This window comes from Delftia sp. RIT313, assembly GCF_000632165.1.
GTDB classification, from domain to species: domain Bacteria; phylum Pseudomonadota; class Gammaproteobacteria; order Burkholderiales; family Burkholderiaceae_C; genus Comamonas; species Comamonas acidovorans.
Genome location: NZ_JFYT01000042.1, coordinates 60,758 through 75,431 on the forward strand (window position 1 = coordinate 60,758; position 14,674 = coordinate 75,431).

The following is a 14,674-nucleotide window of genomic DNA, read 5'->3' on the forward strand; positions in this document are numbered from 1 at the left end:
CGGCCTCAGAGCCTGTAGCTGAGCGTCACGGCCACCGAGCGCGGTGCCCCGTAGCGCGCCAGGCCCCCCGACCATGAATAGCCAAGGTCCTGGTAGTAGCGGCGGTCCAGCAGGTTGTCCACGCTCAGCTGCACATGGGCATTGGCATTGACCTGGTAGCCCACGCCCAGGCCCAGCAGGGCGTAGCTGCGCTGCGTGGTCTCGAAGCCGGTTTCGCGGCGGAACATCTTGCTTTGCGCATGCAGCGATCCGTACAGGCTCCAGCGCCCGTACTCGCCGGGCAGGCGATAGCTGGTGTAGAGCTTGAGCAGGTGCTGGGGCTCGTCGGTGCTCACGCGCTGGCCGATGTTGGTGGCAATCCGGTCCTTGGTGTAGCGCGCCCGCACATAGGTGTAGCCGGCCGAAACCTGCCAGCCGGGCTGCAGCAGTCCGGACAGCTGCAACTCCAGGCCATCGCTTTGGATCTCACCCGCCGCGCGAAAGCAACTGATGGCGCCGCTGGTGGGGCAATTGGCATCGTCACGCACGGCACGGTTGCGCTGCGTGATGCGGAACACCGAGGCGCTGGCATGGAGTCGCCCGTCAAAGTACTCGCCCTTGGCGCCCAGCTCGTAGTTGGTGCCTGTCATCGGGTCCAGGGTGTTGCCCCGCACGTCCATCGAGCTTTGGGGCTGGTAGCTCTGTGTCAGGCTGGCATAGACCGAATGTCTGTCATCCACGTCATAGACCAGGCCCGCATAGGGAACGAACTTGGCGCTCTCGTCCAGGCTGCGCTTCCAGTTGGGCGTGCCGGTGTACCAGCCCGTCGTGTCCTGCTCGTACCAGCCCAGACGCCCGCCCAGAATCAGGTGCAGCGGATCGGCCAGGCTGAAGTTGCCGCTGGCGTAGATGGCTTTTTCGCGCGTCTTGCGGCCCCACAGGTCGCCATTGGCAGGCACTGAGCCGGTCCAGGGCGCGGAGTAGGGATTCCAGTTCGCAATGTCGACGATGCGCGAGGCCGACGACCCCCAGGTCTCGGCCGCACGGGAGCTGTCATTGCGGTAGCTGGCGCCCACGGCGATCTCGTGCGTGCGCCCGAACCACTCGACCGGGCCCCGGGCGCGCAGGTCGGCCACGGTCTGGCGTGTGCCGTAGCGCCAGCCCGTCTCGGACTGCTCCAGCTGTGTGGTCGATCCCGCGACGCGGCTGTTGGTGGTGTTTCGGATATCGGAGTCGGCCTCGACATGGTTGATGCCCAGCTTGACCGTCCAGCCGTTGCGCAGGCGCTGCTCCAGATCAACGAACACGCCATCGTTGTCGCGGTTCTGGAAAGACTCCGCGTTGTTGAGGAAGGTGGAGCGCGGCAGGTCCATATGGCCGCCATCGGGCAGGGTGGGCAGGCCCGTGAACACGCCCTTGGTGCGCGTGCGCTGGCGGTAGGCGCCCAGGCCCAGCGTGGTGTCGGGCGTAAGGTCCGCTTCCACGATGCCGTACAGGCTGGCATTGCGGGTGTTGGTTACATCGACAAAGCTGTCGTTGTCGCGCCAGCCGCCCACCACGCGAGCGCGCACGCTGCCGCTGGCATTGAGCGCACGGCTTGCGTCCAGCGAGGCCTGGCGGTTGTTCCAACTGCCCAGGCCCAGCGTGGCATTGAGCAGCGGCTGGGCCGTGGGACGCTTGCGCACCAGGTTGACCGAGCCCGAAGGCGCGCCCACGCCATCCATCAGGCCCGTGGCGCCGCGCACCACCTCCACGCGGTCATACATCAGCAGGTCGGCCGAGACATTGCGCGAATTGAAGCCCGTCACGTCCAGCGGCAGGCCGTCCACATTCACATGCTCCAGCGCAAAGCCGCGCGCATAGAAGGTGGACTCCGAATCGGTCACGGCCGGGTTCTTGGCGTACAGCCCGGGCGTGACCTTGGCAATGTCCTGCAGGGTGCTCAGGTGGAAGTCATCCATTTGCTGGCGCGTCACCACGCTCACGGACTGCGGCGTCTGGCGCTGCGACAGGTTCAGCCCCGTGGCGCTGGCCATGCTGGGCGTGGTGTATGAGCCCGTGCCTTCCGTGGCGCTGCTGCGCTCCGCATCGGCCGTCACATTGACGGTCTGCAGCGTGCTGGCGGAAGACGGTGGGGTGGGACCTGCCGCAGCAGGCAAGGGCGCGGCAGCCTTCAGTGAAAAGCCTCCGCCAGGCTGCTGCACGGCTGCCACGCCGCTGCCCGCCAGCAGTTGCTGCAACCCGGCAGACACGCCGTGGCTGCCGGTCAGCCCGCCCGTGCGCAGGCCCGCCACCAGTGCCGGGTCATAGGACAGGCTGACGCCCGCTGCGCGGGAGAAGCGATCCAGTGCCGCATCGAGCGGACCTGCTGCAATGCTGAAATCGCGCGTGAGCGCTCCGGCCTGGCCTGTGGCCGTCTGCGCCCATGCTGCGCCTGAAGGCACGAGGGCCGACATCGCCATGCCGATGACGGCGGCTTGCACAAGGGTGACAAGCGGCCGGGGACGCCACTGCGGTTGGCTACCGGGCCTGGACGGGTGATGACGGAACATGCTGGGTTCTCCTGGATGCAATACGGGAAAGGATTGAAGGACTCATTCCCAGGCCGTACGAAAATCCGGATCCCCTCACTTTTTCTGAAAAAAAGTGGAAATCACTGGCCGGATGCCGGCCCCACATGAACCCACCAGCGCGTGCGCCGGCTGATGCTCACGGGCTGCGTCTGCGCGATGAGCTGCAGCACCTGCTCGGTCTGGCGCACATGGAAGGTGCCCGACAGGCGCAGGCCTGCCACGCGCTCATCGCAACTGATGTGCCCATGGCGGTAGCGCCCCAGTTCCGCCAGAAGGTCACCCAGGCGGATGGCCCGGCCTGCCATCACGCCATCTGCCCAGTCGTCCGCACCAAAGTCCGGGGGAGGTGCCGGGGTACTGGCATCGGCCGACAGCCACCACGGCGAGCCGGGCATCGCCGTTTGCCGTGCGGCGCTGTCTGCGGCCTTTGCAGGCGTCAGCAGTACGGCGCCTTCCTGCACGCTGACAAGGGCCCGATGCTTGTGCAGCCTGACCACAAAGCGCGTGCCCAGAGCCTGCAGATCGCCAAACGGCGTGCGCACCCTGAAGGGCCGGTGGCCGGGTGCAGTCTCGTCGGCGCCCGTGGTCACCAGGATTTCCCCACGGCTGAGCACTACCAGGCGCTGCTGCGGGTCCAGCTCCGTGCGGATGGCCGTGTCCGTGTTGAGCACGATGGTGCTGCCATCGTCCAGCCTGACGGTGCGCTGCTCGCCCACCGAGGTGCTGGCGCTGGCCAGCAGGCGCTGCCAAGGCGTGTGGCTGTAGGCCATCCAGCCCGTTGCCGTGGCGATTCCGGACAAGGACAGCAGCTTGAGGGCGCGGCGGCGCGAGACGCTGCGGGACTGGCGCAGGCGCTGCGCTGCATCCAGCGTGTCCAGTGCCAGGCGTTGCGGCATGCGGTCAAAGTCGGTCCTCAGTGATTGCACCCGATCCCAGGCCAGGGCGTGGGCGGGCTGCGCATGCAGCCATTGCTCGAAGGCCTGCCGTGTGGGGGGGCTGGGCGTGTTGAAGTCCAGCCGTACGGACCACTGGATGGCTTCGTCGATCAGGCCGGGCGAAAGATCGCTGCTCATGCCCCGAAGCGCAGTGCGTAGCAGTGGCGCAGGGCCGTGGCGATGTAGCGCTCGGCCGTGGCCAGGGACACGCCCAGTCGTTCGGCGATCTGCGGGCAGGTGAGTCCTTCCAGCTGCGCCCACAGAAAGGCGCTGCGCACCCGGGGCTTCAAGGCATCCAGCATGCGGTCTATGGCGACCAGGGTTTCCAGGAAGATCAGCCGGCTTTCCGGCGAGGGGGCCTGCGCCTCGGGCATGAGGGCCAGGGTCTCCAGCCAGGCACGTTCCAGCTCGCGGCGGCGCCAGTGGTCCACCAGCAGGCCGTGGGCAATGGTGCTCAGGTAGGCGCGGGGCTGGCGCAGGCCGGTTGCGTCAGGGCCGGGTTGGCGGGTGAGCAGGCGCATGAACACGTCCTGCGCCATGTCGGCCGCGTCGAAGGAGTCGCCCAACCGGCGCCGCAACCAGCCCTGCAGCCAGTTCTGGTGGCTGTGGTACAGGCTTTCCACGCTGGTTGCCGCCTTGGCGGACTGGGAAATCTGCGCGTCCATGGAGCGTCCATTCAACGAATGCAATCACGGGGCTCGTCATGCATTGCGAAGGGCTGGCGGCGGCTGCGTCCATGGCGTGAGCTAACGAGAAAGGCGTGATTATAGATTTGGTAATGAGAATGAATCGCAAATGAGGCGCAGGCACAACCATTCGCACGCGGGCAGGCCGCGCGCGAGGCTACATGTTCCGCGTCAGCCGTTCAGCTGCACAGAACGATGGTGACCAGAGCTGAGGTGTCTTCGATGGCGCGCACCGCATGCGCCATGTTGGCCGGCAGGTGCATCAGCTGGCCGGCCTGCAGGGACTGGCGGCTTTCGCCGAGCATCACCTCCAGCTCGCCTTCCAGGCAGTGCAGGCTGACGCTGCCCGGCACCTTGTGCGGCGGCAGCGACTGGCTGGCGCGCAGCACCACGCGGATGACTTCCATGTCCTGGGACTTGAACAGGGCGCAGGTCCGGGCGCCCGCCAGCCGCGCACCAAACGGCAGGACATCGATGGCTTGAGCGGTCAGTGCAAAGGGGGTGGCCATGGCGGACCTCCGGGCGTTGGCGGGCAATACTGCCATTGTCCTCCGAAGCACGGCAATCCATCAACCGCAGCTGTGTGACAGCAGGGGCTTGTGCAGGGTCTCAGCCCGGCACGCTGGCCTCCACCAGCAGGGTCAGCAACTGCAGCGACTCCTGCCAGCCCAGGTGACAGGCCTCGGCGGGAATGACGGCGGGCACGCCTTCCTGGGTCACATCCATTTCAGTGCCGCAGAACACCTCGCGCAGCGTGATGGTGGTGATCATCTCGCCGGGCAGTTGCGGGTCGTCGAAGCGGTCGGTATGGCGTACCAGCCGGCCAGGCTCCAGGTCCAGGAACTCCCCGCCGAAGCCGCTGCGCCCGCCCGTGGACAGATTGACGAAGGCCATGCGGTAGCGTCCGCCGACCCGGGCGTCGAACTCGGGCACCTCGCAGATGTAGCCGTGGGGCGGCAGCCATTTGGCTAGGGCTGCGGCCGTGGTGAAGGCCTGGTACACGCGCTGCGGCGGCGCCTTGAGGACGCGGTGCAGCCGGATGGTGTGGACGGTGTGTGACATGCGGAACTCCTTGGCGTGGTGTCGTGCAAGGCTGCCAGCCTCGCACTGATGCAGTCCTTGCGCAAGAGGCGGGACATGGAGCCTGACGCAGGTTTCAATGATTCATAAATCGAATCCTTGATTGGTTTTAAAGAATTGGACTTGAATCATTGACACCCGCACCATGGCGGCGAGCGCTGGACACACAGCGCCGCCTTCCATAGGAAAACAGGATAGGAAACAGGAGACAAGCAAATGAAGCATTCCCCGTTGCGCAGGGCACTGGCCCTTGGCGCTATCAGCACCATTGCGGCCGTGGCCGCGCCCTCCGTGTCGGCGCAGGGTGGTTACCCCTCCAATCCCATCACCCTGGTCGTGCCGTTCGCGGCCGGCAGCGGCACGGACGCCGTGGCGCGCCTGGTGGCCACCCGGCTGGGCGAGCGGCTCAGGCAGCCCGTGATCGTGGACAACAAGGCAGGCGCCAATGCACAGATTGCCGCCAACCATGTGGCCAAGGCCAAGCCGGACGGCTACACGCTGTTCATGACCACCAACACCTCGCACTCGGCCAACCCCTGGCTGGTCAAGGGCCTGAAGTACGACCCCGTCAAGGATTTCACGCCCGTGGCGCGCGTGGGCGAGCTGCCGTTCGCGCTGCTGGTCCACCCCTCCGTTCCGGCCAAGACCGTGCAGGAACTCATCGACTACGCCAAGGCCAATCCCGACCGCCTGTCCTACGGCACGCCCAACAGCACCTCGCTGGTGGCCTCGGAAACCTTCAAGTACGTCACGCACGCCCAGATCACCTCCGTGCCCTACAAGTCCAGCCCGCAGGCGCTGACCGACCTCATGGGCAACCAGATCCAGGTCTATGTGGCCGACCTGGGCTCCGCCTGGGGCACGATCAAGACCGACCGCGTGCGCACCCTGGCCGTGACGGCGGCCAAGGGTTCCACCCTGCTGCCCAATGTGCCGGCCATCGGCAAGACGCTGCCGGGCTTCGACATCACGTCGTGGAACGGCATCTTCGGCCCGGCCGGCATGCCGGCCGAGATCACCGAGCGGCTGAACACCGAGCTGCAGGCCATCCTCAAGGACAAGGCCGTGCAGGAGCAATTGGCCCAGGTCGGCTTCGAGGTCTGGCCCACGGCCACGCCTGCCGAGTTCGCCACCTATGTGAAGGACCAGATGGCCCGCTGGGGACAACTGGTCAAGCAGGCCGGCATCGAGGCGCAGTGAGGGAGACCGGCATGCAAGAAGCGCAGCAGGGACAGCAGGAGCAGCAGGGACAGCAAGGCCCTCTTGCCGGGGTGAAGGTGCTGGACATGACCTCGGTGGTCATGGGCCCCTTTGCCACCCAGATCCTTGCGGGCCTCGGGGCCGAGGTGATCAAGGTCGAATCGCCCGAGGGCGACAACATGCGCCACGTCGGCCCCATGCGCAACCCCGCCATGGGCCACATCTTCCTGCAGGCCAACCAGGGCAAGCGCTCCGTGGTGCTGGACCTCAAGCAGGGCGCCGCGCGCGAGGCCCTGCTGCGCCTGGCCGAAGGCTGCGACGTACTGGTCAGCAACGTGCGGCCCCAGGCCATGGCGCGCCTGGGCCTGGCCTACGAGGACGTGGCGGCGCGCAACCCGCGCATCATCCACGTGAGCTGCTGCGGCTTCGACCAGCGCGGCCCCTACGCGGCCCGGCCCGCCTATGACGACCTCATCCAGGGCGCCACCGGCGTGCCCTGGCTGGCGCAGCAATACGGCGGTGGCGAGCCGGCCTATGCTCCCATGACCCTGGGCGACCGCGTCACCGGCCTGCACGCGGTCTACGCCGTCACGGCCGCCCTCTATGCGCGCGAGAAGACCGGCAGGGGCCAGGCCGTGGTCGTGCCCATGTTCGAGGCCATGACCCAGTTCATCCTGGGCGACCACATGGCGGGCCTGTCGTTCGAGCCGCAACTGGGCGGCCCCGGCTATGCGCGCCTGCTCACGGCCCACCGCAGGCCCTATCGCACCAGCGACGGCCACCTGTGCGTTCTCATCTACAACGACAAGCACTGGCACAGCTTCTTCAACGCCATAGGCCAGCCCGAGCGCATGGCCGAGCCCATCTTCGCCACCCACAGCCAGCGCGCGCTGCACATCGATGCCGTCTATGCCGAAGTCTCGCGGCTGATGGCAGGGCGCACCACCGCCGAATGGCGCACGCTGCTGGACGCGGCCGATGTGCCCAACATGCCCATGGCCTCGCCCGAGGACCTGATCGCCGACCCCCAGCACCAGGCCACCGGCTTCGTGCACGAGATAGACCACCCCAGCGAAGGCCGGCTGCGCACCACGGCCAGCCCCACGCGCTGGAGCGCCACGCCACCCGCAGAACGCGCCGCCCCCGCGCCACGCCTGGGCGAACACACCCTGCAGGTGCTGCGCGACGCGGGCCTGACCGAGGCCGAGCTGGCCGCCCTGCAGGCCAGCCGCGCCTGCAGCCAGGCTGCCGCGCTGCAAGACGCCCCACCACAAACACAAGCACAAGCACAAACAGAAGGAAACCGCCCATGCCCCGCTACCTGATCCGCGAACAAGACGTGCCCGGCTACAGCCCCGCCAACCACCACGGCACCGTCAACCGGCGCCTGGTCAGCGCCGCCAACGTGGGCGCGCGCCACATGGAGCTGGTACTGGGCACGCTGGAGCAGGGCGGCGGCGCGCTGCCCCATGCCCACCCCGGCATGGAGCAGGCCTGCTACCTGCTGGCCGGCACAGCCGAGGTGGAAATCGACACCCCGGACGGCAAGGAACGCTTTGCCATGCAGCCCGGCGACACCTGCTTCTTCCCCGAGGACTGCATGCACATCTTCCGCGTGACCAGCGCCGAGCCCGTGCGCCTGCTGGTCTTCTACAGCCCGCCCTACGGCGAGAACCCCGAGCGCGTGCGCCGGCCGGCAGCCTGAGCCCCGTCACCCCACAGACACGACAAGCGAACAGCAACAAGCAACGGAGAACACACCATGGACTTTCTGTGGAACGAAGAACAGGAACAGATACGCGACGCCGTCGAGCGCGCCTGCGCCCCCTTTGACGCTGACTACTGGCTGCACAAGGACCACGAAGGCGGCTTCCCGCACGACTTCCACAAGGCCCTGGCCGACGCGGGCTGGCTGGGCATTGCCATGCCCGAAGAATTCGGCGGCGCGGGCCTGGGCATCAGCGAAGCGGCGCTGATGATGCACACCATCTCGGCCACGGGCGCAGGCCTGTCGGGCGCCTCGGCCGTGCACATGAACATCTTCGGCCTGCACCCCGTCGTCGTCTTCGGCACGGACGAGCAAAAACGCCGCTGGCTGCCCCCGCTGATCGCGGGCACGGACAAGGCCTGCTTCGGCGTCACCGAGCCCAATGCGGGCCTCAACACCCTCAAGCTGCAGACCCGCGCCGTGCGTGATGGCGACGTCTACGTGGTCCATGGCCAGAAAGTCTTCATCTCCACCGCCCAGGTCGCCAACAAGATCCTGCTGCTGGTGCGCACCAAGCCCGTGGAAGAGTGCAAGGGCACGGAAGGGCTGAGCCTGTTCTACACCGACCTGGACCGCGAACGCATCGAGGTGCGCGAGATCGACAAGCTGGGCCGCAAATGCGTGGACACCAACCAGCTGTTCATCGACGGCCTGCGCATCCCCGCCCAGGACCGCATCGGCGAAGAGGGCAAGGGCTTCTCGTACATCCTGCACGGCCTCAATCCCGAGCGCATCCTCATCGCCGCCGAGGCCGTGGGCCTGGGCCGCGCCGCCCTGGCGCGCGCCACCCAGTACGCCAAGGAGCGCGTGGTCTTCGACCGCCCCATCGGCCAGAACCAGGGCATACAGCACCCGCTGGCCCAGGCCTGGATGGGGCTTGAGGCGGCCCACCTCATGGTGCAAAAGGCCGCCTTCCTCTACGACAGGGGCTTGCCCTGCGGTGCCGAGGCCAACGCCGCCAAATACCTGGCGGCCGAAGCCTGTGCCAAGGCCTGCGAAACCGCCATCTTCACGCACGGCGGCATGGGCTACGCCAAGGAATACCACGTGGAGCGCTACATGCGCGAATCCTGGATCCCGCGCCTGGCGCCCGTCAGCCCCCAATTGATCATGTGCTTCATCGCCGAAAAGGTATTGGGCTTGCCTAAATCGTATTGACCCCCTGAGTCGCTTCGCGCCTTCCCCCTTCTCGCTGCGCGGAGGGGGACGACACCCTCGGTGCGGGGCGGCCCTTCCTCGGTGTCTCAAAGTTGAGGTGCGCGGGTTTTGTGGCTGCGAACCATCTGAAGTCCCATGATTTATCAATCTGTATTTCAGAGGTAGCCATGGTGCAAGATGCCATCTCGCTTGCTCCCCATCCGCCGCCTCTCATGAAGACCCACCTGCTGCGCTATTTCGTCGCCCTGGCCGAGGAACGCCACTTCGGCCGCGCGGCCCAGCGCCTGTGCATCACCCAGCCGCCGCTGAGCATGGCGCTCAAGACCCTGGAGCAGGACCTGGGCGCCAGCCTCATGGACCGCGACGCCAAGAACGTGCGCCTCACCCCTGCGGGCGAGGCCTTCCTGGTCGAGGCACGCAAGGTGCTCGCCCAGCTGCAGCATGCGGCCGACGTGGTGCGCGGCGTGGCCGAGGGCATGCAGGGCCGGCTGGACGTGGGCATCACCGGCTCCATGGTCTACCGCCAGGTGCCGGACTTCTGCCGTGCCTTCCGCGCAGAACGCCCCCTGGTCGAAGTCTGCCTGCATGAAATGTCCACGCGCGAGCAACTGCAGGCCATTGCCAGCGGCCAGATCGACTGCGGCTTTCTCAACATAGCCACCCCGCCAGATGGCCTGCAGACCCTGTCGATTGGCGAGGAACCCTTTGTCTGCTGCCTGCCCGCCACGCATGCGCTGGCGCAGCAGCCCGACATCGATCTGCGCGAACTGGCCCGCGACACCTTCGTCATGTTCGCCCGCGAAGTGGCTCCGGCCAACTACGACAACGTCATCGCCTGCCTGCAGCAGGCCGGCATCCACCCCCACACACGCCACGCCGCGCGCCAGTGGCTCACCGTCATGGCCCTGGTCTCGGCGGAGCAGGGCGTGGCCCTGGTGCCCAGCTGCATGCAGCGCGTGGGCATGAACGGCGTGGTGTTCGTGCCGCTGCGCGGTCCGCAGCAGGCCATGACGCCCGCCGTCATGGCCTGGCGGGCGGACCAGCCTGCGGCGGTGCTGGAGGCTTTCATTGAGAGGGTGAGGGCGATGGCATCCACTGCCGTCAAGGGTGGTAGGGGTTGAGGGCTGTCACCTCTACAGACCCTTCGCAGTAGTGCATGGCGAAAACCACCAGCTCCTTACCATTCGATTGGGTGATGGCCTCCACGTGCCAAAAAGGCACTTTTTCTCCCGGAGAAAACGTCACCTTGGTGATATCGAATGCGTACTGAGGAAACTTCTCTTTCAGTTTTTTCAGTACATTCGTTCGAACCAGATTAAGGTCATGGTTTTCGCAAGCGGTTGCGTTTTTTGCGTCGCCGCATGCGATGATCAGCAAGACTGCGCCAGCCAACACACTTCGCAAAAAACTGGATCTTGACATGGTTTTTTCATATCAGCGGCCTGTGAAGTAATTGGCCAAAGCCGTTGATGGCCGGATACTGGCTGGAGTTATGCGCGGATGTGCGGCGTTGTGCGGGCACCATCATCAAAGACGGGTTGCCATGGTACTTTCTTCTATTTTAGGCTGAAGAAGGCACCATGGCTTCCTGGTGTCATACACTTGGTTTATTGTTGCTTCAATAGATTTCCATTATCCCATTTTCACTGGCCGAGTATTTACTTTCCGAAACTGCTCGAGCAGAAACGGCCTTTCCCCCTGTGCCGGCCAAATGGGGGTACATGTAGCACAGAACTGCGACTTGCAAATTTGCTACTGGAATGCTACCAGCCATGGTGAAACCATTGTTATAGCAATTTGGAATTCCTCGAACTCCAACGGCGAGTGAAAGATCGCCACCTCTCGCGACAGAAAAGTCAACTCCTGCACTTGCAGATACTCTTGTATATGAGCCAGCACGTGGGTAAGGGTCGTAGCTTAGAGATAGAACAGGTCTGTAGTCCCATTGGCCACCAGGCATGTAATAGTAGTTGGAATGTTGCTTAAATGACATTTCCTTTTGAAGGGAAGCCGGTTCACAATGAAGGGGTATGTTCCTTTCATCGCTACCAATTACCATTTTTCCAGGAGATTCTGGATTTTTGTCTCCGTACATTTCACACAACCTCTTGTTGAATTCAATTGCTTCATCATTTTGATTGGTGGTTTCGTAGAGATAAGATCCATTTGATAGCTTGACTAGATTTATGGTCACAGTACCATTCATTCCAGCCATGCTGCCAGAAATACTTCTGGCGACCATTGGCATGCCGTTCTTTTCAATTTCCTCATTCCCTATCAAAAAATCTTGAGCCATTGCAGATATTGATCCGAGAACAAGTATGGATCCGGTGAGAATTTTACTTAGCATAGTTCCCTCTGTGCTGAAATGTTAATAAGCCTTTGCTGCCACATGGCAGTGAGTGGCGCTATTAGTCTAAGTTCTTTCGCATTTTCAGATCAAGTGCAGACTGCTGTCGTTTTCTGTTTGTTCTTAAAAATAAGATACTTCCTAGGAATTGACGTGAATTGACGATCAACGGTCTAAACACACGCATTCGGATGGCCTGATGAGCAAGGCTTGCGCTGATTCGCAGGCTTGATGAATCCGTAAGTTCCTGGTGCCGTGCATCCGAGTGCTCTTGCCGCTTTGGCAGTGCCCCTCTGTCGTCGGCGATCGAGTCTGCCCACATAGCCGCTACGAGGGCCGAGGGAGATGCGATATGGCAGGGTTTGAGCTGCGAGACAGGCGCCCGGAATCTGCGGGTCACCACGGCGCCAGCCGCGCAACTCAGTCCGATAGCACAGCGTCTGTACTGCCCAGAATCTCCGCCACCTTGAGCGCCAGCGCATCCAATGTGAACGGCTTGGTCAGAAGCTGCGTACCGGGGTGCAGGTTTTCCTGGCTGAGCGGAGATGCCTCGGTGAATCCGGTGATGAAGAGCACCGGCAGGTCGGACCGGGCCAGGCGTGCCTCGTCGGCAAGCTGCTTGCCGTTCATTCCGCCGCGAAGCCGCATGTCCGTGATCAGCATGTCCACCCGGGTTCCGGCACGCAGTACCTGCAGCGCGGCGGCTGCATCGGCCACGGCAAGCACCGTGTAGCCCAGGTCGACAAGCGCCTCGTCGATGAGATGGCGGATCGGGGCTTCGTCATCCACGACCAGCAAGGTCCTTTGGGCAGGAACGACTACCTGCCTTGCCGCATCGACCGCGCGTTCTGCAACGGGCGCGGCGTCGCACCGGGGCAGATACAGGCAGACCGTGGTGCCCTGGCCCGGCTGGGAGAAGATCCTGACCGCTCCTCCCGATTGCCGCGCGAAGCCGTAGATCATCGACAGCCCCAACCCCGTTCCATGGCCCACCGGCTTGGTGGTGTAGAACGGCTCGAAGGCGCGCGCAATGGTCTGCTCCGACATGCCGGTACCCGTGTCGGTGACGCACAGCGACACATAGCCGCCCGGCGGAAGATCCCACTCCCGGGCTGCCGCCTCTTCAAGCTCGATATTGGCTGTCATGATGGTCAGCCGGCCGCCTTCGGGCATGGCATCGCGGGCGTTGATGCACAGGTTCAGGATGGCGTTCTCCAGCTGCGTTCCATCGATTTGCGCATGCCACAGATGGGCTGCCGGCACGATGTCGATGTCCACGCTGGCGCCCACGGTCCTGCGCAGCAGGTCCTCCCAATCGGCCAGGAGCGCGGCCATATCGGTGGGCTTGGAGTCCAGGATTTGCCGGCGCGAGAACGCAAGCAGCCGCTGCGTGAGCGTGGCGGCGCGCCGCACCGCCCCCTGCGCTCCATGGATGAAGCGCGTGAGGTTGTCCACCTGGCCGCGCGCCAGCATCCGCTGCAGCAGCTCCAGATTGCCCATGACGGCCGCCAGCAGGTTGTTGAAGTCGTGCGCAAGACCGCCCGTCAACTGGCCCACGGCCTCCATCTTCTGCGACTGGCGCAGTTGCTCCTGCACCTTGGCCAGCGCTTCGGCCTTGGCCATTTCGGAGGTGATGTCGCGGCCCACCGCATTGATGCGGCCTGCCGCCGAACGGGTGGACCAGGAGATCCAGCGGTAGCTCCCGTCCCGATGGCGATACCGGTTGTCAAACCGGGCATGCGCCATGCCTGTGGCCAGCTCCTGCGTGTCCTGAATGGTGCGCGCCAGATCGTCGGGATGGATGAGATGAAAAAGCGTCGTGCCCAGCAGCTCGTCTTCACGCCAGCCCAACACCTCGGTCCAGGCCGGGTTGACCGCAGTGATGATGCCCTCGAACGTGCAGCGCATCATGATGTCGGATGACAGTTGCCACAGCGCGTTGCGGTCGGCCGTGCGCTCTGCCACCTGTTCTTCCAGCGTGGCATTCAAGCGCTCCAGCGCGGCCTGGGCCTGCTTGCGCTCGGTGATGTCGGAGGCCGCTCCCAGCCAGCCGGTGATGGCGCCTGCGGCATCGAACAGCGGCACGGCGCGCGAGAACGCCCAGCCCACGCTGCCATCGACCCGGTTCACCCGGTGCTCGATCACATAGTCGGTCTTCGTGCGGATGGCCCGCGCGATCTCCGCGCGCACCAGGTCGCGGTCCTCCGGGGGGATGTAATCTTCCAGCCAGTTCGTGTTGGACGCCTGCGTGTCGGGGATGAACCCGCCGCCTGCCAGCTGGTGCAGCTCGCTCCAGTCCGCACTGATGGAGTAGCGCACTTCCGAGGAGGACCGCACCAGCGCATCCAGCCGTTCCTCGCTCTGGCGCAACATGTCCAGCGCCCGCCGTTCCGCATCGATGTCCAAAATGGCGATGGCCGTGGCCACGACTTCCTTGTCCGCATTGCGTAGCGGCACCCCGAACACGCGCGTCCACACCTCAAGCCCCTGGGGCGTGTCATAGACGCAGTCAACACCCGGCACCACCAGCTCCCCGCGGAACGCGCGGGCGGCCACAAACTGGTCGCGGGGAACGGGCTTGCCATCCTTGTCCCAACTGCGCCAGCGCCCCCGGTCTTCCTCGGCCGACAGCAGCGAAGGGATGCGGGTGTCCGGCAGGAAATGGCGGTAGGCCGGGTTGGACATCAGCACCTTGCCACCCTTGCCCACCAGGCACAGGCCTATCGGCAGATGCTCGATGAAATCCGAGAACAGCGTCTTCTGGTCTGCCACCTGTGCATCGAAGGGGTCCTGATCGCTGGCGCCCGCGCCCTGCACAGCGCTGGCATGGCCCGCCGTGGCAATCGCCAGCTGCGCCCGCAGCCGGGCGTTTTCCTCGCGAAGCAGGGCAATCTCTTCGGACTCTTGGATCATGGGGGGATGGGGCGGGGCGTTGGGTGGAGGAG

13 protein-coding genes are annotated in these 14,674 nt (G+C 64.9%); 5 read left to right on the forward strand and 8 right to left on the reverse strand.

Features of this window, described 5'->3' with window-relative positions; all coding sequences use genetic code 11:
* Positions 1-5 precede the first annotated feature (5 nt).
* From BW39_RS11505 to BW39_RS11525, 5 genes are all read right to left on the reverse strand, one after another.
* Positions 6-2,531 carry a TonB-dependent siderophore receptor gene (locus BW39_RS11505; RefSeq protein WP_043821824.1) on the reverse strand — a complete coding sequence of 842 codons (2,526 nt, stop codon included), beginning with the start codon at positions 2,529-2,531 and terminating at the stop codon, positions 6-8.
* A 101-nt stretch (positions 2,532-2,632) separates the two neighbouring features.
* Positions 2,633-3,625, reverse strand: coding sequence for a FecR domain-containing protein (locus BW39_RS11510; protein ID WP_043821826.1), 993 nt, complete (start codon positions 3,623-3,625; stop codon positions 2,633-2,635).
* On the reverse strand, positions 3,622-4,152 hold the full coding sequence (locus BW39_RS11515; protein WP_051940748.1) for a sigma-70 family RNA polymerase sigma factor: 531 nt from the start codon (positions 4,150-4,152) through the stop codon (positions 3,622-3,624). The genes BW39_RS11510 and BW39_RS11515 overlap by 4 nt, the downstream gene beginning before the upstream one ends.
* Before the next feature lie 200 nt (positions 4,153-4,352).
* Entirely contained in the window at positions 4,353-4,682 is a 330-nt protein-coding gene (locus BW39_RS11520; protein ID WP_013802496.1) for a cupin domain-containing protein, read from the reverse strand.
* Between the two features lie 100 nt (positions 4,683-4,782).
* The gene (locus BW39_RS11525) at positions 4,783-5,235 is read right to left on the reverse strand and encodes an SRPBCC family protein (protein ID WP_012205499.1); all 453 of its coding nucleotides are present in this window, start codon (positions 5,233-5,235) and stop codon (positions 4,783-4,785) included.
* 234 nt (positions 5,236-5,469) lie between these two features.
* Between BW39_RS11525 and BW39_RS11530 the strand changes: the two genes are divergently transcribed.
* From BW39_RS11530 to BW39_RS11550, 5 genes are all read left to right on the forward strand, one after another.
* Positions 5,470-6,453 (forward strand): Bug family tripartite tricarboxylate transporter substrate binding protein, encoded by a 984-nt coding sequence (locus BW39_RS11530; protein WP_043821828.1) that lies wholly within the window; start codon positions 5,470-5,472, stop codon positions 6,451-6,453.
* Between the two features lie 86 nt (positions 6,454-6,539).
* Positions 6,540-7,778, forward strand: coding sequence for a CaiB/BaiF CoA transferase family protein (locus BW39_RS11535; RefSeq protein WP_052155323.1), 1,239 nt, complete (start codon positions 6,540-6,542; stop codon positions 7,776-7,778).
* Positions 7,763-8,158, forward strand: a complete 396-nt coding sequence (locus tag BW39_RS11540; RefSeq protein ID WP_012205502.1) for a cupin domain-containing protein — start codon at positions 7,763-7,765, stop codon at positions 8,156-8,158. Before BW39_RS11535 ends, BW39_RS11540 begins: the two co-directional genes overlap by 16 nt.
* Before the next feature lie 57 nt (positions 8,159-8,215).
* The gene (locus tag BW39_RS11545) at positions 8,216-9,379 is read left to right on the forward strand and encodes an acyl-CoA dehydrogenase family protein (protein ID WP_043821830.1); all 1,164 of its coding nucleotides are present in this window, start codon (positions 8,216-8,218) and stop codon (positions 9,377-9,379) included.
* A 167-nt stretch (positions 9,380-9,546) separates the two neighbouring features.
* Positions 9,547-10,500 (forward strand): LysR substrate-binding domain-containing protein, encoded by a 954-nt coding sequence (locus tag BW39_RS11550; protein ID WP_043821832.1) that lies wholly within the window; start codon positions 9,547-9,549, stop codon positions 10,498-10,500.
* Here the strand turns inward: BW39_RS11550 and BW39_RS30295 are convergent.
* From BW39_RS30295 to BW39_RS11555, 3 genes are all read right to left on the reverse strand, one after another.
* Positions 10,481-10,801: a hypothetical protein gene (locus tag BW39_RS30295; RefSeq protein ID WP_081816188.1), complete on the reverse strand. Its 321-nt coding sequence runs from the start codon at positions 10,799-10,801 to the stop codon at positions 10,481-10,483. The two genes, BW39_RS11550 and BW39_RS30295, sit on opposite strands and share 20 nt — an antisense overlap.
* Positions 10,802-10,997: 196 nt before the next feature.
* Positions 10,998-11,675: a hypothetical protein gene (locus tag BW39_RS30300; RefSeq protein WP_235264197.1), complete on the reverse strand. Its 678-nt coding sequence runs from the start codon at positions 11,673-11,675 to the stop codon at positions 10,998-11,000.
* A 474-nt stretch (positions 11,676-12,149) separates the two neighbouring features.
* Positions 12,150-14,642 (reverse strand): hybrid sensor histidine kinase/response regulator, encoded by a 2,493-nt coding sequence (locus tag BW39_RS11555; protein ID WP_043821834.1) that lies wholly within the window; start codon positions 14,640-14,642, stop codon positions 12,150-12,152.
* Between the last annotated feature and the right edge of the window lie 32 nt (positions 14,643-14,674).

Bases quoted from the DNA above. Each gene is read 5' to 3' on its own strand.
- BW39_RS11505 (WP_043821824.1), bottom strand. From the start codon at position 2,531: ATGTTCCGTCATCACCCGTCCAGGCCCGGTAGCCAACCGCAGTGGCGT.
- BW39_RS11510 (WP_043821826.1), bottom strand. From the start codon at position 3,625: ATGAGCAGCGATCTTTCGCCCGGCCTGATCGACGAAGCCATCCAGTGG.
- BW39_RS11515 (WP_051940748.1), bottom strand. From the start codon at position 4,152: ATGGACGCGCAGATTTCCCAGTCCGCCAAGGCGGCAACCAGCGTGGAA.
- BW39_RS11520 (WP_013802496.1), bottom strand. From the start codon at position 4,682: ATGGCCACCCCCTTTGCACTGACCGCTCAAGCCATCGATGTCCTGCCG.
- BW39_RS11525 (WP_012205499.1), bottom strand. From the start codon at position 5,235: ATGTCACACACCGTCCACACCATCCGGCTGCACCGCGTCCTCAAGGCG.
- BW39_RS11530 (WP_043821828.1), top strand. From the start codon at position 5,470: ATGAAGCATTCCCCGTTGCGCAGGGCACTGGCCCTTGGCGCTATCAGC.
- BW39_RS11535 (WP_052155323.1), top strand. From the start codon at position 6,540: ATGACCTCGGTGGTCATGGGCCCCTTTGCCACCCAGATCCTTGCGGGC.
- BW39_RS11540 (WP_012205502.1), top strand. From the start codon at position 7,763: ATGCCCCGCTACCTGATCCGCGAACAAGACGTGCCCGGCTACAGCCCC.
- BW39_RS11545 (WP_043821830.1), top strand. From the start codon at position 8,216: ATGGACTTTCTGTGGAACGAAGAACAGGAACAGATACGCGACGCCGTC.
- BW39_RS11550 (WP_043821832.1), top strand. From the start codon at position 9,547: ATGGTGCAAGATGCCATCTCGCTTGCTCCCCATCCGCCGCCTCTCATG.
- BW39_RS30295 (WP_081816188.1), bottom strand. From the start codon at position 10,801: ATGTCAAGATCCAGTTTTTTGCGAAGTGTGTTGGCTGGCGCAGTCTTG.
- BW39_RS30300 (WP_235264197.1), bottom strand. From the start codon at position 11,675: ATGGCTCAAGATTTTTTGATAGGGAATGAGGAAATTGAAAAGAACGGC.
- BW39_RS11555 (WP_043821834.1), bottom strand. From the start codon at position 14,642: ATGATCCAAGAGTCCGAAGAGATTGCCCTGCTTCGCGAGGAAAACGCC.